This is a genomic window from Coprobacter secundus subsp. similis (assembly GCF_015097275.1).
GTDB lineage: Bacteria > Bacteroidota > Bacteroidia > Bacteroidales > Coprobacteraceae > Coprobacter > Coprobacter secundus.
The window spans coordinates 948,484-972,949 of record NZ_AP023322.1 but is presented as its reverse complement, the minus strand read 5'-3'; the positions used below and the strand labels follow the sequence as shown (position 1 = coordinate 972,949).

The 24,466-nt window shown below is 34.0% G+C and carries 18 protein-coding genes and 1 tRNA gene; 6 read left to right on the top strand and 13 right to left on the bottom strand.

Going from position 1 to position 24,466, the window contains the following annotated elements; all coding sequences use genetic code 11:
- Positions 1-151: 151 nt before the first annotated feature.
- The 5 genes from Cop2CBH44_RS03645 to Cop2CBH44_RS03625 all read left to right on the top strand — a co-directional run bounded on the left by Cop2CBH44_RS03645 (position 152) and on the right by Cop2CBH44_RS03625 (position 7,398).
- A complete protein-coding gene (locus tag Cop2CBH44_RS03645) occupies positions 152-2,146 on the top strand; it encodes a tetratricopeptide repeat protein (RefSeq protein WP_200755559.1) in 1,995 nt (664 codons plus the stop codon).
- A gap of 8 nt (positions 2,147-2,154) precedes the next feature.
- The gene (locus Cop2CBH44_RS03640) at positions 2,155-4,803 is read left to right on the top strand and encodes an AsmA-like C-terminal region-containing protein (protein ID WP_246469171.1); all 2,649 of its coding nucleotides are present in this window, start codon (positions 2,155-2,157) and stop codon (positions 4,801-4,803) included.
- A gap of 120 nt (positions 4,804-4,923) precedes the next feature.
- Positions 4,924-5,601: a response regulator transcription factor gene (locus Cop2CBH44_RS03635; protein ID WP_021931272.1), complete on the top strand. Its 678-nt coding sequence runs from the start codon at positions 4,924-4,926 to the stop codon at positions 5,599-5,601.
- Between the two features lie 2 nt (positions 5,602-5,603).
- Positions 5,604-6,881 carry a sensor histidine kinase gene (locus Cop2CBH44_RS03630; protein WP_021931273.1) on the top strand — a complete coding sequence of 426 codons (1,278 nt, stop codon included), beginning with the start codon at positions 5,604-5,606 and terminating at the stop codon, positions 6,879-6,881.
- 73 nt (positions 6,882-6,954) lie between these two features.
- The gene (locus tag Cop2CBH44_RS03625) at positions 6,955-7,398 is read left to right on the top strand and encodes a PepSY-like domain-containing protein (RefSeq protein ID WP_200755557.1); all 444 of its coding nucleotides are present in this window, start codon (positions 6,955-6,957) and stop codon (positions 7,396-7,398) included.
- Between the two features lie 13 nt (positions 7,399-7,411).
- Here Cop2CBH44_RS03625 and Cop2CBH44_RS03620 read toward each other — a convergent pair whose 3' ends face one another.
- From Cop2CBH44_RS03620 to Cop2CBH44_RS03605, 4 genes are read right to left on the bottom strand one after another with little or no spacing between them, the layout of a single operon-like run.
- Positions 7,412-8,638, bottom strand: coding sequence for an ABC transporter permease (locus tag Cop2CBH44_RS03620; protein ID WP_021931274.1), 1,227 nt, complete (start codon positions 8,636-8,638; stop codon positions 7,412-7,414).
- Positions 8,622-9,806: an ABC transporter permease gene (locus tag Cop2CBH44_RS03615; protein WP_200755556.1), complete on the bottom strand. Its 1,185-nt coding sequence runs from the start codon at positions 9,804-9,806 to the stop codon at positions 8,622-8,624. Before Cop2CBH44_RS03615 ends, Cop2CBH44_RS03620 begins: the two co-directional genes overlap by 17 nt.
- Positions 9,799-10,800 carry an HlyD family secretion protein gene (locus tag Cop2CBH44_RS03610; protein WP_021931276.1) on the bottom strand — a complete coding sequence of 334 codons (1,002 nt, stop codon included), beginning with the start codon at positions 10,798-10,800 and terminating at the stop codon, positions 9,799-9,801. The genes Cop2CBH44_RS03615 and Cop2CBH44_RS03610 overlap by 8 nt, the downstream gene beginning before the upstream one ends.
- Positions 10,801-10,826: 26 nt before the next feature.
- Complete coding sequence (locus Cop2CBH44_RS03605; RefSeq protein WP_200755555.1) at positions 10,827-12,272, bottom strand: TolC family protein; 1,446 nt, start codon at positions 12,270-12,272, stop codon at positions 10,827-10,829.
- A 249-nt stretch (positions 12,273-12,521) separates the two neighbouring features.
- Here Cop2CBH44_RS03605 and Cop2CBH44_RS03600 point away from each other — a divergent pair, with 249 nt between their 5' ends.
- A complete protein-coding gene (locus Cop2CBH44_RS03600) occupies positions 12,522-12,965 on the top strand; it encodes a PepSY-like domain-containing protein (RefSeq protein ID WP_044230680.1) in 444 nt (147 codons plus the stop codon).
- Between the two features lie 253 nt (positions 12,966-13,218).
- On the opposite strand, the gene Cop2CBH44_RS03595 is transcribed toward Cop2CBH44_RS03600, so the two are convergent.
- The 9 genes from Cop2CBH44_RS03595 to Cop2CBH44_RS03555 form a co-directional block, all read right to left on the bottom strand.
- Positions 13,219-13,305, bottom strand: a tRNA-Ser gene (locus Cop2CBH44_RS03595).
- Between the two features lie 106 nt (positions 13,306-13,411).
- Positions 13,412-14,113: a Crp/Fnr family transcriptional regulator gene (locus Cop2CBH44_RS03590; protein ID WP_044230547.1), complete on the bottom strand. Its 702-nt coding sequence runs from the start codon at positions 14,111-14,113 to the stop codon at positions 13,412-13,414.
- Positions 14,114-14,308: 195 nt separating this feature from the next.
- The gene (gene trxB / locus Cop2CBH44_RS03585; protein ID WP_021930314.1) at positions 14,309-15,256 is read right to left on the bottom strand and encodes a thioredoxin-disulfide reductase; all 948 of its coding nucleotides are present in this window, start codon (positions 15,254-15,256) and stop codon (positions 14,309-14,311) included.
- Positions 15,257-15,268: 12 nt separating this feature from the next.
- On the bottom strand, positions 15,269-15,907 hold the full coding sequence (gene lolA1 / locus Cop2CBH44_RS03580; RefSeq protein ID WP_021930315.1) for an outer membrane lipoprotein periplasmic chaperone LolA1: 639 nt from the start codon (positions 15,905-15,907) through the stop codon (positions 15,269-15,271).
- Between the two features lies 1 nt (position 15,908).
- A complete protein-coding gene (locus Cop2CBH44_RS03575; RefSeq protein WP_021930316.1) occupies positions 15,909-18,398 on the bottom strand; it encodes an FtsK/SpoIIIE family DNA translocase in 2,490 nt (829 codons plus the stop codon).
- 75 nt (positions 18,399-18,473) lie between these two features.
- Positions 18,474-19,880 carry a TrkH family potassium uptake protein gene (locus Cop2CBH44_RS03570; protein WP_246469170.1) on the bottom strand — a complete coding sequence of 469 codons (1,407 nt, stop codon included), beginning with the start codon at positions 19,878-19,880 and terminating at the stop codon, positions 18,474-18,476.
- An 81-nt stretch (positions 19,881-19,961) separates the two neighbouring features.
- Positions 19,962-21,296: a Trk system potassium transporter TrkA gene (gene trkA / locus Cop2CBH44_RS03565; RefSeq protein ID WP_021930318.1), complete on the bottom strand. Its 1,335-nt coding sequence runs from the start codon at positions 21,294-21,296 to the stop codon at positions 19,962-19,964.
- Between the two features lie 44 nt (positions 21,297-21,340).
- Entirely contained in the window at positions 21,341-23,236 is a 1,896-nt protein-coding gene (gene dxs, locus Cop2CBH44_RS03560; protein WP_021930319.1) for a 1-deoxy-D-xylulose-5-phosphate synthase, read from the bottom strand.
- A 452-nt stretch (positions 23,237-23,688) separates the two neighbouring features.
- Complete coding sequence (locus tag Cop2CBH44_RS03555) at positions 23,689-24,462, bottom strand: prephenate dehydrogenase (protein WP_021930321.1); 774 nt, start codon at positions 24,460-24,462, stop codon at positions 23,689-23,691.
- Positions 24,463-24,466 lie beyond the last annotated feature (4 nt).

Sequence of the window (24,466 nt, the reverse complement as noted above, 5' to 3'; positions counted from 1 at the left end):
TAGGAATATAGAAATGCCAAGGTTCTATTCAATAAAGAATAGAACCTTGGCATTTCTATATCTTTCAGAAAAACAAAAACATTATTGGCAAATGTCTTGATAATTACAAAAATTATTATCTTTGATAATAATATTAATCTAAGTACAGATTTTGAATATCGATACAAACAATATTGAGTTTCAGGATGCTCTGAGCCTGATTCAGTACACATCACAATCCGTTTTTCTAACAGGAAAAGCCGGTACTGGAAAATCGACCTTCTTAAAATATATTTGTGAAAATACTCGAAAAAAGCATATCGTTTTAGCGCCTACGGGAGTCGCAGCTATCAATGCTGGAGGAAGTACTATACACTCTTTTTTTAAGATGCCATTTCGTCCTATATTACCGGATGACCCGGATTTAAGTTTAACAAACGGACGAATCTTTAATTTCTTAAAATATAGAAAAGCTCATCGCAAGTTATTAAAAGAAGTCGAGTTGATTATTATAGATGAGATTTCTATGGTACGTGCCGATATGATAGATTTTATAGATCGGGTACTACGAGTTTTTTCAGGAAATATGAGACTTCCTTTTGGTGGAAAACAACTGCTTTTTGTCGGAGATATTTATCAGTTAGAACCGGTTGTGACATCTGATGCAAAAGAAATACTTGAGCGCTTCTATCCAAATGCTTATTTTTTTTCGGCCAGAGTATTCAATGAGATAAAATTAGTTCCTATCGAATTGAAAAAGGTATATCGGCAAACAGATAAATCTTTTGTAGAAATACTCGACAAAATACGAAACAATACGATAACAAATTCTGATTTAAAACAATTGAACAGTCAGTATAATCCTGATTACGAATCTGATGAAAACGTGTTTTCCATTACTTTGGCTACTCGTCGGGATAATGTAGATTATATAAACGAAAAGCATTTGTCAGAACTTACGGGGCAGGAATATGCTTTTATTGGTGAAATTCATGGAGATTTTCCAGAAGCAAGCCTTCCGACACAGAAGGAACTGATTCTTAAAGAAAAAGCTCAAATTATTTTTATCAAAAATGATTATGAAAGGCGATGGGTAAATGGTACTATCGGTATTATTTCATCCATTTCTGATGAGGGCATATATGTTTTACTTGAGAATGGAGAAGAGCATCTGGTAGAAAAAGATTCTTGGAGAAATATACGATATACCTATAATGAAGAAAAAAAATGTATCGAAGAAGAAGAGTTGGGGTCTTTTATACAATATCCCATGCGATTAGCATGGGCAATTACAGTACATAAGAGTCAAGGACTGACCTTTAGCCATGTAATAATTGATTTTACGGGTGGGGCATTTGCTGGAGGACAAACGTATGTTGCACTCAGTCGTTGTACATCATTAGATGGTATAGTTTTAAAAAAACAAATTAGTCGTAGCGATATATTCATCAAACCTGAGATTATATCTTTTAGCCGGCAATTTAACGATAAAAAATTAATAGAACAATCTTTAAAATTAGCTCAGGCTGATCGGCTTTATCAAGAAGCGGTCAAATATTTTGACAAAGGAGATTTTGACAATTTTTTAAATGTCTTTTTCGATGCCATTCATTCTCGATACGATTTAGAAAAGCCTGTAATAAAACGCTTCATACGAAAGAAATTGGGAATTATAAATAAGTTGAGGAACAAGAATGAACACCTTGAATCAAAGCTTCATGAACAGGCTCAATCTATGAAGAAATATGCATATGAATATTATTTGTTAGGAAATGAATGTATTACAAAAGCTCATGATGCAAAATCAGCATTAGCAAATTTTGATAAGGCATTGTCTCTTGACCCGTTATTGGTAGATGCCTGGATACGTAAAGGTATAACTCTGATGGATATGAATGAAGACAATGAAGCTGCCCGATGTTTTAATGAAGCTGTCAGATTAAGTCCCCGTTATTTTAAAGCATTATATAACCGAGGAAAATTAAGATATAAGACGGGTGATTATGAAATAGCAATATCTGATTTGTTGAAAGCTTCAGATTTAAAGCCTCATAATCCTACAGTACACGACCGCTTGGGTGATGCCTATTCTAAAATTGGAAATATGGAGCAAGCCACACGGCAATGGTCGATAGCCGAAACAATAAGAGAACAAAAATCTAAATAATACAGATTATGAATACACGTGTAAAGAAAGGACTTAAAATTACAGGGATTGTAATTTTGTCATTTTTCATTTTATTATTGATTTTACCTTTTGCTTTTAAAGGAAAAATATTGGATCTTGTGAAGAATGAGGCAAATAAAATGTTGGAGGCTAGACTTGAATTCAGTGATTTGAATTTAAGTTTTATTTCACATTTTCCCAAAGCAACAATTGGATTGGAAAATATATCACTCGTAGGTGTTGGGGATTTCAGTAAAGATACCTTGGTATCGGCCAAAGAAATAGATATTGCTGTAGACATCTTGAGTTTGATAGGCAATGATGGAATAAAAATTCACCATATCATACTGGACAGGCCGGCGATAAGGGCAGTCAAATTATCCGATGGGAGAGTAAACTGGGATATAATGAAATCTGATAGCACGACACAGACTACAGACACGATAACATCTGAACCTTCAAATTTCGCATTACAACTACAGAAATTTTCCATTAATAGCGGGCGCCTGGCATATGTTGATGACTCCTCGAAAATGCAGTTTAAAACTCAAGATTTAAATCTTAAACTTAGAGGTGATATGACAGTCAAGAGTACCGATATCGATTGCCAGATGACTACTGGAAAAATAAATTTTTTGATATCAGGTGTTCCCTATCTTAGAAATGCTGAATTTGAAATGGACCTGAAATTAAATGCAGATTTCGAAAATAATAAATATACATTTGATGAGAATAGATTAAGATTGAATGCCATAGAAATGAATCTCGACGGATGGCTGACCTTATTGGAAAATGGTATGGATATGGATATATCTGTGAATACTCCCCAAATAAACTTTAAAGACGTTTTGTCCTTAATTCCTGGTATTTATCAGAATAATTTCGATGCATTGCAAGCTTCTGGAAATCTAGATTTTAAAGCTGAAGCTAAGGGGCTGATGGTCGGGGAATCACTTCCCAAATTTGCAATAGGATTCAATGTGAATAACGGGATGGTCAGCTATGAAGGAATGCCTCAAAAAATAGAACAAATAACCATAAAGACTGCTGTTCAAAATCCCGGTGGCAATGCCGATAAAACGACTGTCAATGTCGAAGATTTCAGTTTCAAAATGGCAGGAAATCCTTTTAAGATAACCTTGTTTGCAGCGACACCTATATCAGACCTAAATTTTAAAGCTACTGCAAATGGTATGCTGAATTTGAACAGTATAAAAGATATATATCCATTAAGTGACTCTATAAAATTAAATGGTATTCTAACAACAAATTTGAATTTTTCTGGTAAAATGTCAGATATCGAGAAGGAAAAATATGAAAATATCAAAGGTGAAGGTAATTTGAAAATAGAGAAAATGAATTTGACAATGAGTGGTTACCCGGCAATTGCTATCCATACAGCTTCTGCGACCGTATCTCCTCAAGCTATGTCTTTAAATCAGTTGGATGTACAAATTGGAGAAAATGATATACATGCCCAAGGTGCATTGTCAAATTATTTATCATATATATTGAGGAACGAAACGCTAAAAGGTAATTTGGTATTGCAATCCAACAAACTAAACCTAAATGACTTCATAACAGATACTGCCTCCGGAGAAAATGAGATAGCAGAGAATGTGGATACAACTGCCATGACAGTATTTGAAGTTCCTGAAAATCTAAATTTATCTTTGAAAGCAAATTTCAAAGAAGTGATTTTTCAAAAAATTGACATTAAGAATTTAACAGGGAATATCACAGTTTCTGACGGAACAGCACGAATGAATCCGCTAAATTTGGATGCTTTTGGAGGAAATGTCTCTGCTTCGGGTTCATATAGTACGAAACAGAATAAAAAAAATCCTCAAGTTGATTTTTCTTTGGATATAAAAAAAGCATCCTTTGAAGAAACATTTAAACAATTGGATATGATACAACAAATTGTACCGATATTTGCAAAAACAGGAGGAAATTACTCTGTAAACGTTGACTTGAAAACACCATTAGATGAAACAATGAGTCCTGTTTTAAATGAGATATGGGCCAAAGGTGTCTTATCATCAAATGATATACATATCCAAAATATTGAAGTCTTCAATCAGTTGGCGACTCTTCTAAAAAATGATAAGCTAAAAAATATCGAAGCCAAAGATATTCGCATACCGTTTACTATTGAAAATGGACTATTGAAGACATCTCCTTTCGATATCAAGTTAGGAAATATCAACATGAATCTCTCTGGAACTACAGGTTTAGACCAAAGTATCAATTACGATGCAAAAATAGAATTACCATCAAATATTACTGGAGGGTATGTAAATAATGTAACAGCCCAAATTGGAGGTTCATTTACAAAACCTTCGATAAAATTAAATACAAGGGAAATTGCTACAGAAGCTGTAAAAAAAGTAGTTGAAGATAAACTTACCGAAATTACAGGAAAAGACAATTCCGAAAGAATTGCAGCTCTTAGAAAAGAGGCTGATGCTGCAGCCGAAAAATTAGTACAAACAGCCCAAAATGAAGGTCAGAAATTGATAGATAAAGCATCTAAACCCCTTGAAAAAATAGCAGCTCAGGCTGCAGCAAAAAAGTTAGTTTCCGAGGCGGAAAAACAAGCTGCTAAACTGAGAGAAGAGGCAGAGAAACAGATTCAAAAACTTGAACAGAAATAAATTTGTCATGATAATAATTCGGGATAGGATGTATTTTGTTGTTCTATCCCGTTCTTTTGTTTTTCCTCTCCAGAATTTTTTCAGAATTTCAGTCTATTTTTATTGCCTAAAATAATTGTCATGAAAGTATTGATTATAGAAGATGAACTTAGTTTACAAGAGACCATGAAGCTTTCATTGGAAAGAGAAGGGTTTGTTGTGGAAACAGCAGGAAATTATTCCCAAGGTTTACTTAAAATAGAAGACTACAATTATGATTGCATTCTTTTGGATATTATGTTACCCGGAGGCAATGGGTTAATGTTGTTGGAAGAGCTGAAAAGAATGGGAAAAAAAGAGAGTGTAATTATTGTTTCAGCAAAAGATTCTATTGATGATAAAGTCGCTGGATTGAACTTAGGTGCTGATGATTATTTGGCAAAACCTTTCCATCTTGCCGAATTGAATGCACGTGTCAAATCAGTTATACGCCGGAACAAAGCTGGAGGAAGTTTAGAAATCACATTAGGGAATATGGTTGTGTACCCCGATTTGCAAACGGTAAAAATAAATAATAAAGAACTTGTCCTTAATCGGAAAGAATTTTCTTTGCTTTACTATTTTATCACTAATCCCAATCGATTAATAAACAAAATTGCATTAGCAGAATCGGTTTGGGGTGATCATATTGATCAAGCTGATAATTTTGATTTTATATATTCACAGGTAAAAAATTTACGAAAAAAATTGACTTTGGCGGGTGCTTCTGTTGAAATAAAGGCTGTTTACGGATTCGGCTATAAATTGGTTACCGAATAAATATGAGACTATTACATTATACATTATCTCGATTGACAATTATACTTTTTTGTATTTTGTCAGTCTGGGCATTTATCTTTTATCGTTTTATGATAGACGAAATAAACGATGAAACAGATAATATGCTCAGTAATTATAAAGAGCATATACTTCGAAAATTTCTGATACAAGGTGACGATAACAGCATGCAAGAGCAGATAATGGGCTCCTATAAGATCACTCCCATTCCCAAGGATATTGCTAAAGAATATTCAGAAACATATATAGATACAGTAATTTATGTAGATATAGAATCGGAATATGAGCCGGCAAGAGCTTTAAAAACTACATTTATGGGACCAGATGAGCAACACTATGAATTGATCGTATTATCTTCGGTCCTTGAAAAAGAAGATTTGATAGAGACCATCTGGTGGAGTGTGCTTATACTATATATTATACTGCTTATTTCTGTCATATGGGTTAGTGAATGGGTTCTGAAACGGAGTATGCAACCACTATACAGACTTTTGCAGTGGCTAAGTAAATACACACTGGGCAAACATTCTTTAGTCCAACCTTTAAATAACGAAACACGTATCAGGGAATTTTCAGATTTAAATAAATCTATATCTGAAATGACTTTAAGAAATGAAAAAATATATCAATCACAGAAACAATTTATAGGGAATGCATCTCATGAACTACAAACGCCCTTAGCTGTATGCATAAATAAGATAGAACTATTATCAGAGATGCCAGAATGTACAGAAAAGCAATTATCTATATTGAACGATATGTATGAAACTTTACAAAGGACTGTTCGTATGAATAAATCTTTATTACTATTATCCCGTATAGAAAACAACCAATTTCCCGATACAAAAGAAATTTCCATTAATGATAATATAAAGCTATTACTTCAAGAATTCTCTGAAATATACGACGAAAAGGAAATTATTGTAAATATAGAAGAAAAGGGAGTTTTGAGATGGTTAATGAACGAAACTCTAAGTTCTGTTTTATTGTCTAATTTGTTAAAAAATGCGTTTGTCCATACTCCTAAAAAGGGAGAAATTAAAATAATTATCTCATCCAAAAAACTGATTGTTGCCAATAATGGTTTTGCTAAATTGGATGAAAATAAAATTTTTTCTCGTTTCTATAAAGATGAAAACAAAAAAGAATCCACAGGATTAGGATTATCTATTGTATCAACAATAGCCGCATTGTATAATTTGAATATAAAATATAGTTTTCATAACGATATGCACCAATTTGAAATTGCTTTTCCTAAATAGAGTTATTTCTTTTTCCAGAATTATTCCAATTTTTGTCTATAATTTTGTCATAAACCTAAAAATGAATGTAACAATGAAACGATTTATCTTTTTACTACTTAGTGTAACATTAATAGTATCTTCTGCATGGGCCGATAGAAAAGATGTCGTAACAGACGACATTAGTAAACTGCCTCCTGCTGCAAGGACTTTTATACAAAAGTATTTTCCTAATATACCTGTTTCTTATCTGAAAATCGAAAAAGAATTTTTTTCAAAAACATACGATGTTATCTTAACAAATGGATATGATTTGGAATTTGATGAAGATGGGGCATGGATAGAAATCGACTGTAATAAAGATTCTGTTCCGGCTGATATCATTCCACAGAAAATTTATCAATACTATAAAAATAAATTCGCCCAATACAAAATTATAAAAGTTGAGAAAGAAAAAAAAGAATATCAAATCAAACTCTCTTCGGGACTGGAGTTGATATTCAATCTAAAGCAAGAATTCTTACGATTCGATGATTAGTTCAAAATTATTTTCACATAAAAGGTCCGATTTCTTTACGGGCCTTTTGGGACACACATTTCTTTATATTATATCGATATGCCATAACTGCAAATATAAAATAAACAATGCATTGGAGCCATAATGTGATGTATTCTTGCCTTATATCAGCCATAGAAGCTCCCATAGAATTTATTTTTACAAAAGCTAAGGTTCCGGGAGCTGCCGGTATGATAAAATGTGCAACTTTCCAGTACCAAGGCATAAGCTCAAGAGGGTAGGAGACTCCTGATAAGAATATCAATCCTACAGAAAAAAAGGCTATCATTAGCAATGGGGATTCAGAGTCGGTATAAAATACAGAAGCAGCAAGGCCCAAAAAACTGCTTGCAAGTAGATAAGGTATCATCAACATTGTAATTTCATATTTATGTCCTATATCTGGTAAACTAAATAGTACAGGCATTAATCCCAAAAGAAACAGAGAAAAAATAAAATACAGAGAACAATAAACGAAGGTTTTCCCTAAAACTATACGTGATACAGGGAAAAAACTTTTTTCCCGACCGGCATATATCGATAAAGCTCCTGTATTTTTTTCATCACCACTTATCATTCCTATTACCATAAGTAAGGTTTGAAAAATAATAACCATCAATACCGCAGGTATTAGATAACTGCCATATCCCTCTGTATGATTATATAATGCTGTTCCAACTACGGAAATAGCTTTGGATTGAGTAATAATTGGGGTATCTTGTTGCGGTAAAAACACAAGCATTTCAGGCCGATACTTCTCATCTATTGTCATCATAGCCCCAGATGAAGATTCTTGCATAGCCAGATAATAAAGAAAAGCATCAGTGGCCCCATACATTATATAAATAGATTCATCACCTCGATTTACACGCACATCAAAATCTTCCGGTATATAAATAATACCTATTACTTCATTTTTTTTCATTAACTCTTTTGCCTCTGGAAAATCAGCTGCATTGGTATATACCGATACTTGTGGGGCGGCATCTATCAAACGGGTGTATTCTCGGCTCAATGCTGTACGTGAATTATCTACCACAGCAATAGGGGCATTTCGTATAAGGTTCGGAGCATACATATAATTATATAAAAATCCGTATACAAAAATACCCCCTATCAATACAAGCAATATAGAATAACTTGTCGCTATAGTTCTGAACTCACTATTCATTATCGAGATAATATCTTGTATTTTATATTTTAGCTTATCTAATGTTTTCATATTTATGACTTAAAATAGCTTTCTTGAGATGCGGTAACAATAGTAGTGCTACTAAAATAAAAGCAAATAAAGCTGCCACATTTTGCCATGTATAGGCATATCCATAATCTCCATACAACAAATTTTGATTAATTTCAATAAAATGGCGTACAGGAAATAAAAAGGATAAGTAATAGATAATCGGGAAAAAGAAAGGTGCAGGAAACGTTACCCCCGAAAGTGTCGCGCCCAAAGACCCTACCATAGATACAATACTGATTACAATACTTATTGCAGGAAAAAGAGAAAATAGGAAAACTCCTAAGAATTGTGTTGCAATAATGAAAAGTACAGTGGTTAAATTCAATGGCCAAAAACCGCAAGAAAAAGGAATGTGCATCACTCCAAACATCACATAATTTGCGAAAATACCCATTATCACAAATATGACAGTGTAAGGCAATATTTTTCCCAATACAGCAATAACCATATTTTTTTTGGCACATTCGAGCCAAATATTTCCAGTTTTGAACTTGATTTCAATACCTATAGAGTAAACAGTAATCAATAAAATTATTACTTGAAACAAAATAAAGAAAAATGGATTACTCAGATAGACAGAATAATCTAAGTCCGGATTATATAGAGGATGGCTTTGTGTATTGATTGGAACTAAAAAACTCTTTATCAAATTTTCATTAATTCCCAAAGCTGTTGCTTCTACTGCAATTGGAGATAAAGACAAGGTTTGTAATACTGTCTCAAAAGCACCTCTGACTTCACTCCCTACACTCAATAATGCATAATGATAATAATAAGAGAGAGTAACCCCATTTCCATTCAATAAATTATCTTCAAAATTGGAGGGAATAACTAGGTACCCATAAATTTGTTTTTTTTGTGTCGCATTTCTTGCCGAGATATCATCGATATAATATTCGGTTACTTTGAATGTGGGGACAGCAGAAACTGTGCGTATTATACTCCTTGATGTTGCTGTTTGGTCATAATCAACGACTCCGACAGGAATATTTTCCATTTGTCCAGACCCAAATATTGTCGCCATGAAAAATATACAGAACAGAGGTAAAACAATACAGACTCCAAAATACAATTTTCGAGATATCATCCGTATCCATTCACGCTTCAATACAGAAATAAAAGCACTATCTTTTATGTACCTATTCATTTTTTTGTTCATTGAGATTTACCAGTACAGACATACCCGGTCGCAATCCTTCAATAATAGGCTCTGGAACAGCATGTATTTCAAATGTTCGTAAATCGTAACTTCCGGTTTGTTTTGTAGACCGCCAAGTTGCATAACTTCCTAAAGGACTGATATAATTAATTTTAAATTTTATACTTTCTTCACCCAGAGCTGGAACACTACCATTGAATACACCATTCATTTTAAAATGAGGAAGAAGATCTTCCCGTACATTCAATACGACATACGCATCATCCAAGACAACTAGACTCATTATAGGCATTCCGGCACCTACCAATTCACCTCGTTTAGGATATATGTTCGATATTTGTCCATTGTTAGGGGCAGTCAATCGTGCATCTTGAAGTAAAGCCTGAACCTCATTGACCGAACCTTTTGCTGCATTTACCAAAGAACGAGCACTTTCTCTATCTTGGATTTGAGCACCATCTACAGCCAATTGATATTGTTGATATGCAGCCCTTTCACCGGCAAGAGCAGCTTTATATAGAGCTTCAACCTCATCCTTTCGCTGAGAAGTAACAACACTGTCCTTATATAAAGAAAGTATTCGGTTATATGTAGTCTGGGCCAATTGCAAATCAGATTTGGCTTTATTCCATAATTGAAGCATAGATTCCACTATCTGTTTGCGAGTTCCCTCATCTATTTTTTGATTTTGAAATTTTGCAATGTTTTCAAAGGCATTTACTTGTTCAAATTTTGCAAGAGCTTCAGGACTATTTATAATCACTAAAGTATCTCCTATTTTTACATTTTGGCCTTCTTTCACCAAAAATGTATCAATCCGGCCAGGTAATTTCCCTGATATACGGATTTCTGTAGTTTCAATTTGACCTTGCAAAATAGTAGGCTTATCTTCAAGCAAAAGAATGCCAACAACAGATATAATAATAACAGCAATCAATATTGTAATGAAAGCTATCGCTAAATATTTTCTTGTCTTATCCATATAAGTATATTATTTTCAATAAAAAATCAAGGTTCAAATATGTAGTGCTCCGACTTGCCGTTAAGACTATACTGATGAAAAGAATCGGGAATGCCACATGTAGATAATAAATTGATTAATGCTACATCATATTGATAATAAGCTAATAAAGATGCTATCTGTACTTTAGATAACATAACTTCGGCATCAATAACTTCTGTAGATGTTGCCATGCCTTCAGTAAATAATTTTTTTCGTATTCTGACCAATTCTTTACTCATCTCTATTGTTGTATTCAATGCTGATACATTTTCCAAAGCATTTTGCAATTGATTATAAAACTTATCTAAAGCAACAGACAAGTTATCTATAGCCTTATCTTTTCCTAAAGCAAGAGCCTGTTTCGTTATTTTCGCTTGTTTAATTTTTTTTTCTCTGTCCAAGCCGTCAAATAAGTTCCAGCTAAATCCGACACCTACCATTGTTCGAGGCAGAAGATTTTTTTCTATACCATGTGCATAAAAAGTATGCTTACCAAATAATGCTATATTAGGAATATAGCCGGTTCGACCTATTTTCAATTCATTATTTGCAATATTTTCTTGAAATCGGAGCTGGTTGACTATATAATTGTTCCCCTCAATTAAGCTTTTAAAATATAATACGGATGGCAAAGTATCATTTATAAATAAAGATGACACCGGTAATATATTAGTGTCAGAGTCTATTTTTATCAAGGTTTTCAATGCATTTTGTGCAACGTTAAGCTCTTTTTTTGCCGATTCCAACTCTCTTTTTGCCTCATCCATATTTACTTGTACAAATAATCTTTCGGCTTTATTTATCATGCCATTAGCTTCCAATTTCAAAGCATCTTGAAAATGTTTTTGAAGTGACTTATAAGTTTCTTCTCTAACATCTACAATTCTCTGTCCCAGACGAAGTCCATAATAGTTCTCAACAAGTAAAATTTGCATATTTGCGCTGACCTGCTCTTTATTTACTTCTGCGATAGAAATCATGGCTTTACCTATTTTACCTGCGTAGATTCTTTTTCCTCCTGTAAAAATAGGCCATGTAATATTTGCATCGATGGTTGTTAAATCTTTAGGAGCCAGAGGAAAGGAGAGGGAATAAGCTCCTATTTTATCTAATATAGATGAAATAATCTGATCGTTGGGTATAATAGTATGGACGAAATTTTTTGCAGGCTCAGTAAATTGGCTCAATGGTTCCTTGACTTCAACTTTGTTTGACATATGTACATAGGCGCCTGTTGCACTCAGGCTTGGATACCAAAGAGCATTTAATCGTTCATGTTCGTTTTTGGCAAGGTCGACTTCCTTACTTGCGATTTTTAAGCTTTGATTTTTTTCTTGAAGCATTTGTATTGACTGTTCAAATGTCAATTCCATATAATTACTTTGGGCCCAGAGAGTGACTTTGGAAAACGACAACAGATACAAAACAAATACAAAAATATTCCTGAACATATATATTTATTGTTATAAATTTTGTTTCTGATTTATAACGGGATATATAGACCTATTGTTCGCAGAAATTTCATTAAGTAACTCTTTATTCTAAAAACTAACTACCATTTATAAATGTTATATAGTCTGTTATAAAGAAATAATTTCAATTTCTTTTTTTAAAGAAAGATATTCCAAAATCTTTTCAGAATTACTTCTTTATTTTGTAATCAAATTAAAATAAATAATAACCACTAAAAAATTAGAATTATGAAAAAGTTGATTTTATTATTGGTATGTGTCCTTTCTATTCAAGTAACAATGGCAGATAATGACAAGCCTATTAGTTTTGCTCAATTACCTCAGACAGCTCAAAAATTTGTAAAACAACATTTCCCAAAAGCAAAAATTGCTCTTACCAAAATGGAAACAGAACTATTTGACAAATCCTATGATGTAGTATTTACAAATGGGGATAAATTGGAATTCAACAAGAAAGGCGAATGGACAGAAGTAAATTGCAAATTCTCATCCGTTCCTGTCAAAGTTCTTCCTGCACAAATAAAAAAATATGTAGAAGAAAACTATCCTGAAGCAAAAGTCCTCAGTATTGAAAGAGATAATTACGATTATGAAGTGAAATTATCTAATTTTTGGGAAATCAAATTTGATTTGAATTTTAATGTGATTGATTTGGATAATGACCGAGATTAATACATTGAATCTCAACGTTGATAACAAAAGGGGTACTGCTTTACATTTTTTAAGCAGTACCCCTTTTGTTATCAGAATCCATATTGATATAAATTATTTTTTTAAGTTGTAAAACTTTTTTAATTATTTCAATATGTTTAAGGGTTTGTCGAATCTGGCAAAGATATTTATTTTAAGGAGACAAATGGATATAAAAAAATTCCATAAATCCAACAATTTACGGAACTTTTTATTTATTGTTTAACTAATACAGCGGAAAGAGAGGGATTCGAACCCTCGGTACAGTTACCCGTACAACGGTTTTCGAGACCGTCCCGATCGACCACTCCGGCATCTTTCCTTTTGTGTGACAAATTTATAAATAAATATCTTGAAACGGGATATTTAGGAGTACTATTTTTTATAAAATTATTCTGAATAGAAAAACTTTCACAATCAACATGTTGTTATCCAAAACGACTTATTTTTTTCAATTTTTCTTCATCAATAATCTTTATCTTACGACCATCAACAACTATTATCTTTTCGTTAGCAAAACAAGAAAGTGTCCGAATAGCATTAGATGTCGTCATATTAGAAAGATTTGCTAAATCTTCACGAGCCATATATATATTCAGTGTAGCTCCGTCTTCTTCAAGTCCATAATTTTCCTTAAGAACAATCAACGATTCAGCTAATCTTCCCCGGATATGTTTCTGTGTAAGATTTACTGTACGAGCATCAGAAATTCCCAAATCTTTTGCTAATTCTTTTATAAAGAAATATGCTAACTGATTATTTTTACGTATTTGTGTTTCAACGATTTCCATTGGTAGAAAACCTATAGTCGCAGATTCAAATGCAGATGCTGCCGTTACATAATCCTCATTAGCAAAATAAGCTCTATATCCGAAATATTGAACAGGTCGAATCAATCTGATAATTTGGCTACGTCCACCTACACCATCTTTATAGATTTTCACTTTTCCTTTCAAAAGACACATCAACTGGGTTGCTTTTTCCCCTTCACTATATATCATCTCATTTTTTCTGAAAGTCTGAATATGAAAATTATCTGTTAATGTCCTTTTCTCCTCACTATTCAGAATGGCCCACATATCGGACATATCTTCCTTTAAAATAGACTCTAATGTGCTCTTCTTAACCATGACTTGCTATATAACACTGTTGTATAGCACAAATATATAGATTTTTTCAGTTCAAAGGTTTCAAATATGTATAAAATTTATAATATTGGAAGTAAATTTATTAGATTAGATAAAAAAATCCCCATAAAAATCATTTGAATACAAATTTAATCTTTATGGAGACTATATTTATTATATTTTTTCAATTATTGGGTATTATAAACCGTTTTCTACTAAATAACGTTCTGCATCGATAGCAGCCTTACATCCTGATGCAGCTGCGGTAATGGCCTGTCTGTAACGCGGATCTGCCACATCTCCTGCAGCAAATACACCAGGAACATTTGTTTCTGTAGTTCCGTTATAGGTTATTATATACCCATTCTCATCAAGTTTTAGAAATTTGGCAAATATATCGGTATTCGGTTTATGCCCTATTGCTAAAAAGAAACCATCAATCGGTAAATCTATATATTCTTCCCTGTCAGTTCCTTTAGCTTTCACTAAATGAGCGCCTTGTAAATTGCCATCACCAAAAAGTCCGATAGTTTGTGTTTCAAACATAACTTCTATATTCTCTGTTTCCCGTACTCTTTGTTGCATAATTTTAGATGCTCGCAAATAATCCTTACGTACTATCAAATACACTTTACATGCCAGTTGAGCAAGATATATTGCTTCTTCACATGCAGTATCCCCGCCTCCAACGACAGCCACTACTTTTTTACGGTAAAAAAAGCCATCACAAGTAGCACAAGCAGATACACCCATCCCTGAATATTTAGTTTCATCTGGAAGACCTAAATATTTGGCAGATGCACCTGTTGCTATTATTACAGAATCTGCTTCTACTTTTTTCTCACCATCAATGATTACTGAATAAGGTGATTTGTTAAAATCAACTTCTGTTGCAATGCCATAACGTACATCTGCACCGAAACGTATGGCTTGTTTTTTCAAATCTTCCATCATATCAAAACCTGAAATTCCTTCAGGATAACCTGGAAAGTTCTCTATATCTGTTGTAGTTGTCAATTGTCCTCCAGGCTGTATTCCTTCATACAATACCGGAGCCAGATTTGAACGTCCCGCATATATTGCAGCTGTATATCCGGCAGGACCGGAACCAATGATGAGACAGCGAACTTTTTCGTTATTTTCCATATTCTCTTTTATTTATCGTAAATCAATAATTTCAGCTTCAGGGAACTGTCTTTCGTCAAAAACAAATTCCGAATTCTTAAAGTTCAATCCTGTTTGATATTCAGTAACATGTATATTCAAGCTCGTCTTATTGGAATTAAATACGACAATACTTACCGGATATAGTCGAGTTACATCAATCTCCAATAAAATGTTCTTTATGCCTCCGTTCTTTTGGAGCGGAATCAATTCTACTCTTTCCAAACCATTACTTTTTCCTTTATACAGACTCTTAAATTCTTTTTTATAGGATTTTAATATCATATAAGGATTTACTTCTTGTATTTCATCTCGACTTGGTATACTTAAATTTACTTCATTACTTGATGGCATAAATGCCCACTGATTTTTTCCGTCATACCAAATCATCATATCTTGAGATTTAAGGGTAAAACATTGCCCTTGCATCTTTAAAGTTCCGGACGTACGTCCACTCACTTGATTTTGTGCATTCTTATTCTCTATAGAGAATCGTGCCGATATTCCTTTGGAAGCATTGTACTTTGCAACGACTTTATCAAGAAGTTCAGTTGCCTTACTTTGTGAAAAAACAGCACTTCCACATGCCCAGAAGAAAGCGCCAAATATAAAGGAAAATATATATTTTCTCATCTTATCTTAAATTATTAAATATCTGTTCCAACTGGACCTCATCCATTACCAGAACCTGTCGAGGTTTGCTTCCCTCAGAAGGGCCGACAATTCCGGCAGCTTCTAATTGGTCCATAATACGTCCTGCACGATTATATCCTAAAGAAAATTTTCGTTGTATTAGAGAAGTAGAACCTTGTTGATTCAATACAATTAGACGTGCAGCCTCTTCAAACATGGAATCTCTCTCTTTCAGATTTACCTCACCTATTCCAGAATCTCCACCTTCACCTACATACTCGGGTAGGGCATAAGCCGAACTATATCCTTGTTGGGAACCTATGAAATCGCAAATACGCTCAACTTCTGGAGTATCGATTAACGCACACTGGACACGAACTAAAGAACTTCCTTGAGAAAACAACAAATCTCCCCGTCCTATTAATTGATTTGCACCTGGACAGTCAAGAATTGTTCTTGAATCTATCATAGACGAAACTCTAAACGCTACACGAGCAGGGAAGTTAGCTTTTATAACACCTGTAATAATGTTGGTAGAAGGACGTTGTGTTGCAATAATCATATGAATACCTACAGCCCTCGCCAACTGGGCAATACGAGCAATAGGCATTTCTACTTCTTTGCCTGCGGTCATTATTAAATCTGCAAATTCGTCAACTATGACAACAATATAAGGCATATAACGATGTCCGTTGTTCGGATTCAACCTCCGGGAAATAAACTTGGCATTGTATTCTTTTATATTGCGGGTTTGCGCCTTCTTTAACAAATCGTACCTGTCATCCATTTCTTTAGTTATGGAATTCAATGTTTGTACTACTTTGGTAACGTCTGTTATGATAGCGTCCTCACTGTCCGGTAATTTTGCTAAAAAGTGCTTTTCTATGTTTGAATATATACTAAATTCTACTTTTTTGGGATCAACCAACACCAATTTTAGCTGCGAAGGATGTTTTTTATAAAGCAAAGAGGTGATAATCGCATTCAGGCCGACTGATTTACCTTGTCCTGTAGCCCCTGCGACTAAAACATGTGGCATTTTACATAGGTCGAACATAAATACATCATTCGTTATCGTTTTTCCTAAAACAATAGGAAGATCATATTTACTTTCTTGAAATTTTTTCGAGGATATGACCGAAAGCATGGATACAATCTGAGGGTCTTTATTAGGTACTTCAATGCCGATAGTTCCTTTCCCAGGTATAGGTGCAATAATACGAATTCCTAAAGCTGAGAGACTCAATGCTATATCATCCTCTAAATTTCTTATTTTAGAAACCCTGACTCCGGCTTCTGGGATTATCTCATATAATGTTATAGTAGGTCCTACTGTAGCCTTTATCATTTTGATACGGATACCGTAATTTTTCAAAGTTTCTGCAATTTTTTTCTGATTTGCATTTTGCTCTTCCATATCAATCTGACGGTCTGGCTCATCGTATTTTTCCATCAAATCCAATCCTGGAGATTTATATCGAGACAATTCTAAAGTAGGATCATAGTCATCCAATTCATTTCCCTGATATTCCTCTTCTTCAATTATTTCAGTGCCAGCTTCGACAGTAAAAGTATGTTCTTCTCCTTTTTCTGTTATAGGAATATTATCTTGAGAAATATCTGAATTGTTCTCATTTAGGTGTTGGTTGAATACAACTTCAAACTTATCAGTATCATCATTATTGAAATTTTCGATCTGATTTTCATCTATTTCGGGTGCAATATATTCATATGAGTCTTCTTCTTTATCATTATTCGACAATATATCTTCAGTATTTTTATTCTTATTGTCGTTTGGTGACATTTCATCTACATAATTTTTGTCAGAAGATGATATTTCTTCTTTTCTTTTGGAAGAAGCTTTTATATCTAATGAAAATACTTTTCTTAAAAATGGGACCGTAGAAGAACTGATAGAAATCAGAAAAGTCAAAACTCCAGCAATGATTACGAGTAAGGTTCCTGACCAACCGATATTTGCTTTGAGTAATAAGGTCGTGTAGTATCCATGTTGTCCACCTAAGTAAATAAAAGAATCTTGGTAACTATCGATAAAAAAGAAACCGCATATCAAAGATCCTAATATCACTATTGCACATGTGTAGCATATCCACTTAATAACAGAGATTTGCTTGACTTTCATTAGCTTCAGCCCGATAGCACATACAAAAATGCAAATAACAAACGATGATACTCCTACCCATTGATTGATAAACAAATTAGATAGATATGCTCCTAAGGCTCCAGTCCAGTTTTGAATATCATTTTTCACACTACTGAGTTCAGCCAAAGACAAATTCTCCAATTTGCTTTGATCTGCATCTCCCGTATAAAAAAACGACATAAACGAAATAAATAAATATACACCAAACATAACGAAAAGCAATCCCGCAACAAAATGGGTGCGCTCATCCTTGAAGAAATTGATTACCTTTCTTATGAGAGAATCTTCGTTCTTATGTTGTTTTTTATCTTCTTTTTTCTTAACCATAAAAATTTTTCAATTTTGACAAATACAAAAATACGAAAAGTTTGCCAGTATCTTTTTTGAAATAAAACTATCTGTTTATTTTTTCCAAAAATAGGGAGTAAAAATAATCAAGATTGTAAATAATTCAAGACGACCTACCAACATAACAAAAGACAAAAGCCAGATACCGGCATCCGGAATAAGAGCGAAGTCCGATCCCATTCGACCAAATCCGGGACCAATGTTACTGAGACATGAAAGAGTACATCCAAAAGCCTCTTCGAACGTAAGTCCCATAGCCGAAAGTAATACCGAACTGATGACAAATACAAGCAAATAAACGAAAATGAAAGCTAATATTTTCGATACTAATTCGTATGAAATTACTTTATTATTCACTCGAACCGGAACTACGGCATTCGGATGAATATGGCGATATAGTTCATTAACTGTATTTTTTATCAAGACTACAAGGCGTATTGTTTTTGCTCCTCCACTGGTAGAACCCGCGCAAGCACCAAAAAACATAACCAAAAACAATATGACGGCATAAAATGGTCCCCAGTCGTTGAAATTAGCTGTAGTAAATCCTGTTGTAGTAATATTAGTGACTACCTGAAACAATGATGAACGTATAGTACCTTCTGCAGAACCCTGTATTTGCCCGCTCATAAACAGCCCTGCGGCAATAGCTATAGTAGCCAATATCAAAACATAGGTATACCATCTCACCTCTTCGTCTTTAAAAAGTGACTTATAGTCTCCTTTCACAACAGCAAAATATACTATTGAAAAATTTATACCTGAAATGTACATAAAGAAGATGATAACATAATCAATATAGGCCGAGTTCCAATAAGCAATACTGGCTTGCTTTGTCGAATAACCTCCTGTTGCAGTTGTTGACATGGCATGACAAATTGCATCAAATAAATCCATAGGCCCAAGTACGAGACAAATGACGAGAACTGTTGTTATTGCAACATACATTCCCCATAGTCTTTTTGCTGTTTGGCCTATTCTTGGACGTAATTTATTATGAGTAATGCCTGTTGTTTCAGCATTAAATAATTGTATTCCGCCTCCTGAATTAAGCATTGGCAATATAGCGAGGGTAAACAAAATTATACCCATACCCCCTAACCATTGTGTAAAACATCTCCAAAAAAGAATGCCATGGGGCAAATTATCAATATCTGTCAAAACAGTAGCTCCGGTTGTCGTAAAACCGGAAATTGTTTCAAAAAAGGCATCTGCTACATTCGGAATGCATCCATGTATAATAAAAGGAAGCATTCCAAAAATAGAAAAAAAGATCCATGTTGTAGCAACGATAAGAAAACCTTCTCTCTTTGCCAGATGTTTTGAATGATTACGAGTCGTCATTATCATTATAACACCTGCCACAATCGTGATTCCTATCGTTGTCAAAAAAGCAAAAGCATCACTTTCATCATACCAAAGAGACACCAAGAAAGGTACAATCATAAAAAATGCTTCCATGCATAAAAGCATTCCTATGACTCGAAATACTATTTTAAAATTTATTTGTTGTATATCGTTTTTATGCACTTCTGTATCATTTTAATTAAAGAGTTTCTCTATTTTTCGAATAGCGGTATCCAAGCAAAATACAACAACATGGTCATTTGGCTGAATGTGAGTATTACCATTAACAATAAGCCCTTTACCATCACGAATCAATCCACCTATGGTTAAATCTTTAGGCAAAGACAAATCTTTTACTTGGGCCTTAGTTATTTTTGACCCTTCTTTGGCAATGAGTTCCGCAACTTCTGCATCAGCCAGACTGAGGCACTTCACATTTGAATCATCTTCGTCAAGGAGCAATTGGTAGATACGGCTGGCTGCTATTAGTTTCTTGTTGATAACCGAACCGATATTCAGTCCCTCAGCTACAGTGATAAAAGATATATTTTCGACTTCAGCTACAGTTTTAGGTACGCCAAAACCTTTGGCAGTAAGGCATGCCAGAATGTTGGTCTCTGAGCTATCGGTCAATGCAATAAACGCATCAGTATCCATTATTCCTTCTTCTTTTAGAAGGTCTATATCTCGTCCGTCACCTTGAATAATCACTGTATCATTCATCTTTTCAACCAGCTTATAACTCTTTGCTTTATCCGATTCAATAAGTTTTATTTTGAGATATTCCGGTGCAATATCTGCAATACGTACAGCGATACGGCTTCCCCCCATAATCATTACTTTACGAACATCTATTTCAGTTTTGCCAGTTAACAAACGTATATCTTGTATATGATCTGGGGTAGTAGTAAAATATACGATATCATTCAATCTGATAATATCATTACCACGGGGAATAATCGTTTCGTCTTTTCTCTTTATAGCCGCTATATGATAGAAATTGTGTTCTCTTGTTAAATCACTCAATTTGTAATCGAGAATTTTTGCCTGTTCTCGAAGCTTTGCTCCAATAAGAATAAGTTCTCCATTACATAATTCGAACCAATTCCTTACCCAAGTCCGTTTCAATGCAGTAACTACTTCTTGCGCGGCTAACATTTCTGGATAAATCAATACATCAACTCCAAGTTTTTTAAAAAATGCTTGATTATCAGGTAATAAATATTCGTAATTATCGATGCGAGCCACAGTCTTTACTGCGCCTAAATTGGTAGCCATTGTACAAGCTGTAATATTTCGAGACTCAAATGGGGTTACTGCAACAAACAGATCGGCTCGGTTCACTCCGGCTTTTTTCAGAACATCAAATGAAGTAGGAGAGCCCACGACTGTCATCAAATTATAATTGGCATCTATCCACTGCAATTTCTCGACATCCGTATCGATAAGTATGATATCTTGATCTTCTCGGGATAATAGTTTTGCAAGATGTGTCCCGACTTCTCCAGCTCCCGCAATTATTATTTTCATTGTTCCGTTGTCTTAATATAAAATAATTCTGGATTAATTTTTAATTACCACTCAGAAACCAATATATTTCTTATATTTTCTTCATCCATTTTGCATAATTTATATAATTCTGCAATTGTACCATGTTCTATAAATTGATCAGGTATTCCTATCCGTTTTATACGAGGAGTGTAATTATTATCTGACATAAATTCCAAAACGGCAATACCTAATCCACCTTTTATGCTTCCGTCCTCGACAGTTACAATACGCTTAAATTTTCGGCCTATCTCATGAAGAATTCCTTCATCAATAGGTTTTAAAAAAATCATATCATAATGTGCGATAGAAGCACCTGCTTCTTCAGCCTTTTCTATCGCTTTTGCCGCAATATTTCCTATCGGACCGATACTAATCAACGCTATGTCATTCCCATCCTTTAATTTTCGGCCTTTTCCTATTTCCAATAGTTTGGGAGTACACTTCCAATCTGTCAGTACTCCACGCCCTCGAGGATATCGAATAGTAAATACACCTGTATCTTCTGCTTGGGCTGTATACATCAAATGGCGCAAATAATGTTCATTCATAGGGGATGCTATAGTCATATTGGGAATACATCTCATATATGATAAATCAAATGCTCCATGATGAGTGACGCCATCTTCTCCTACCAGACCTGCACGGTCAAGGCAAAAAATAACATGTAGATTTTGAATAGCAACATCATGTATGACTTCATCAAAAGCCCTTTGCATAAATGTTGAGTATATATTGCAGAACGGAATTAGTCCCTCTTTAGCCAGTCCTCCCGAAAAAGTAACTGCATGTTCCTCAGCAATGCCAACGTCAAATGTTCTATGTGGATATTTGTTCATCATATACGTCATAGAGCACCCTGTAGGCATTGCGGGAGTAATACCTACAATTTTTTCATTTTTCTCAGCTAATTCCAGCAATGTAAGGCCAAATACGTCTTGAAACAATGGTGGCAAATTATTACTGTTGGGAATAATCCGCTCTCCCGTTTCTATATTAAACTTACCAGGAGCATGCCACTCGGTTGCAGCTTTTTCTGCAGGAGCGTACCCTTTGCCTTTTACTGTCCGCAAATGTAGCAGTTTAGGGCCTGTCATATCTTTTATGTCATTTAATACCCGCACCATTGTTCCGACGTCATGACCATCCAATGGGCCGAAATAACGGATATTCAATCCTTCAAAAATATTTTGCCTTCGGCCAATGAGAGCTTTCAGACTATTATTGAAACGTAAAATGAAACCTTTACTTTCCTCTGTTACCAAGTTAAGTCTACGTAAGGCAAGGTATACCTTATACCTTAGACGATTATAGCGAGGAGAAGTGGTCAATTTTATTAAATATTCATTTAATGCCCCGACATTATGGTCTATGGCCATATCATTATCATTCAGTATAATAAGTAAATTATTGGGGTTAATAGCAGCATTATTTAAACCTTCAAATGCCAATCCTCCTGATATGGATGCGTCTCCTATAACTGCAATTACTTTCTGGTCGTTCTCGTGTTTTAGATTAGCAGCTACTGCCATACCTAAAGCTGCAGAAATTGAATTAGACGCATGCCCTGCTATAAAAGCATCATATTCACTCTCTTTAGGATTTGGAAAGCCACTTATTCCTTTGAATTTGCGATTTGTAGAGAATAAATCTTTTCTACCTGTCAAGATTTTATGACTATACGCCTGATGTCCCACATCCCATACAATGCGATCATATGGAGTATTAAATACATAATGCAAAGCCACAGTAAGTTCTATTGCCCCTAAACTTGATGCAAAATGACCGGGATTATGAGACAATTCCTCTATTATAAATTTTCTTAACTCATCACATACTTGAGGAAGCTGAGAAATGTTAAGTTTCCTTAAGTCTGCTGGAATATGTAATGTCGATAATATATCGTTTTTTTTACTGTTCATAACGAAATCAACAATTCGATTGCAAATGTAGTTCTTTTACCGAAGATTTGTCTCCAATTTAAAGGTTTATTGTTTTTACTATTATTCATTATTTATGAACAATATTGATTTTCATTCCTTTCGCTTTTTTATTTGTTTATAAATAGGAGCAAAAATAATGACACCTGAAAAAAAGATGGTCAATGCTACACGAGTATTTATTCCATGATAACCCTTAATCAATAGATAACATAATAACAACCACAGTAAAGTAATACAGCAGATTCTGAAATTGGATAACTTTCGCATTTTATCGATTTTACAGGTTATATATGCAAATATATACAAAGATTTCTTTAAAGTAAAATTATAGTATAAATATACTCTGATGAATCTAATACAAAAAATATCACCCTTAGTATGGTCCAAGGGTGATATTTTTTTGGAGAGAAGATTCTAAAACAAATTTATACTCATTTCAAATTGTTTCTCACCTTTGTTAAATATTTCTTCATGCTTTCACTATCCTTTTTATTGATTATGTTCAATAATTCAGACAATTGTTCTTGTATAAGTTGTACCTGAGCCGGAGTATGAGGATTAAAGAGAATTTCTGTTAGTAAATAATCATCTTCAGATAATAATCCTCGGGCGATATCCATATGTTTTTTGAATGTTGTTCCTGGTGCTTCTTGGTGTTTCATTACTGAAGCAAACACCAGGGTAGAAGCAAAAGGTATAGATAATGAATAAGCTATAGTCTCATCATGTTCTTTAAATGAATATTCAAAGATTTTAAGCCTCAGATTATTGTATAAATCTTTAAAAAATACCTTTCCCAAATGGTCTGATTCAGAAATAATAATGGTATTTTGAGTACTTAAATCACTCAAATTAGCAAATGTAGGTCCAAACATAGGATGAGTAGATACAAATGGATGTCCTGCATCTTTATAGAATTCAGGTAATCCTGTTTTTACCGAAGCAATATCTGAAATGATACAGTTTGCTGGGATATAAGGCAACACCATTTTGAATGCTTGTATTGTATATTTTACGGTTGCAGCATTGATTACCAGTTCTGGTTCAAAAGCTTTTATTTCATCGAGCTTTGTCATTCGTTGCGTATTAAATGCAAAACGCAAACGCTGAGGGTCAGTGTCAAACAAGGCCACTTCATGCTGGAAACATAATACATCAGCAAAAAAAGACCCCATTTTCCCAGCACCTAAAATTAAAATTTTCATTTCA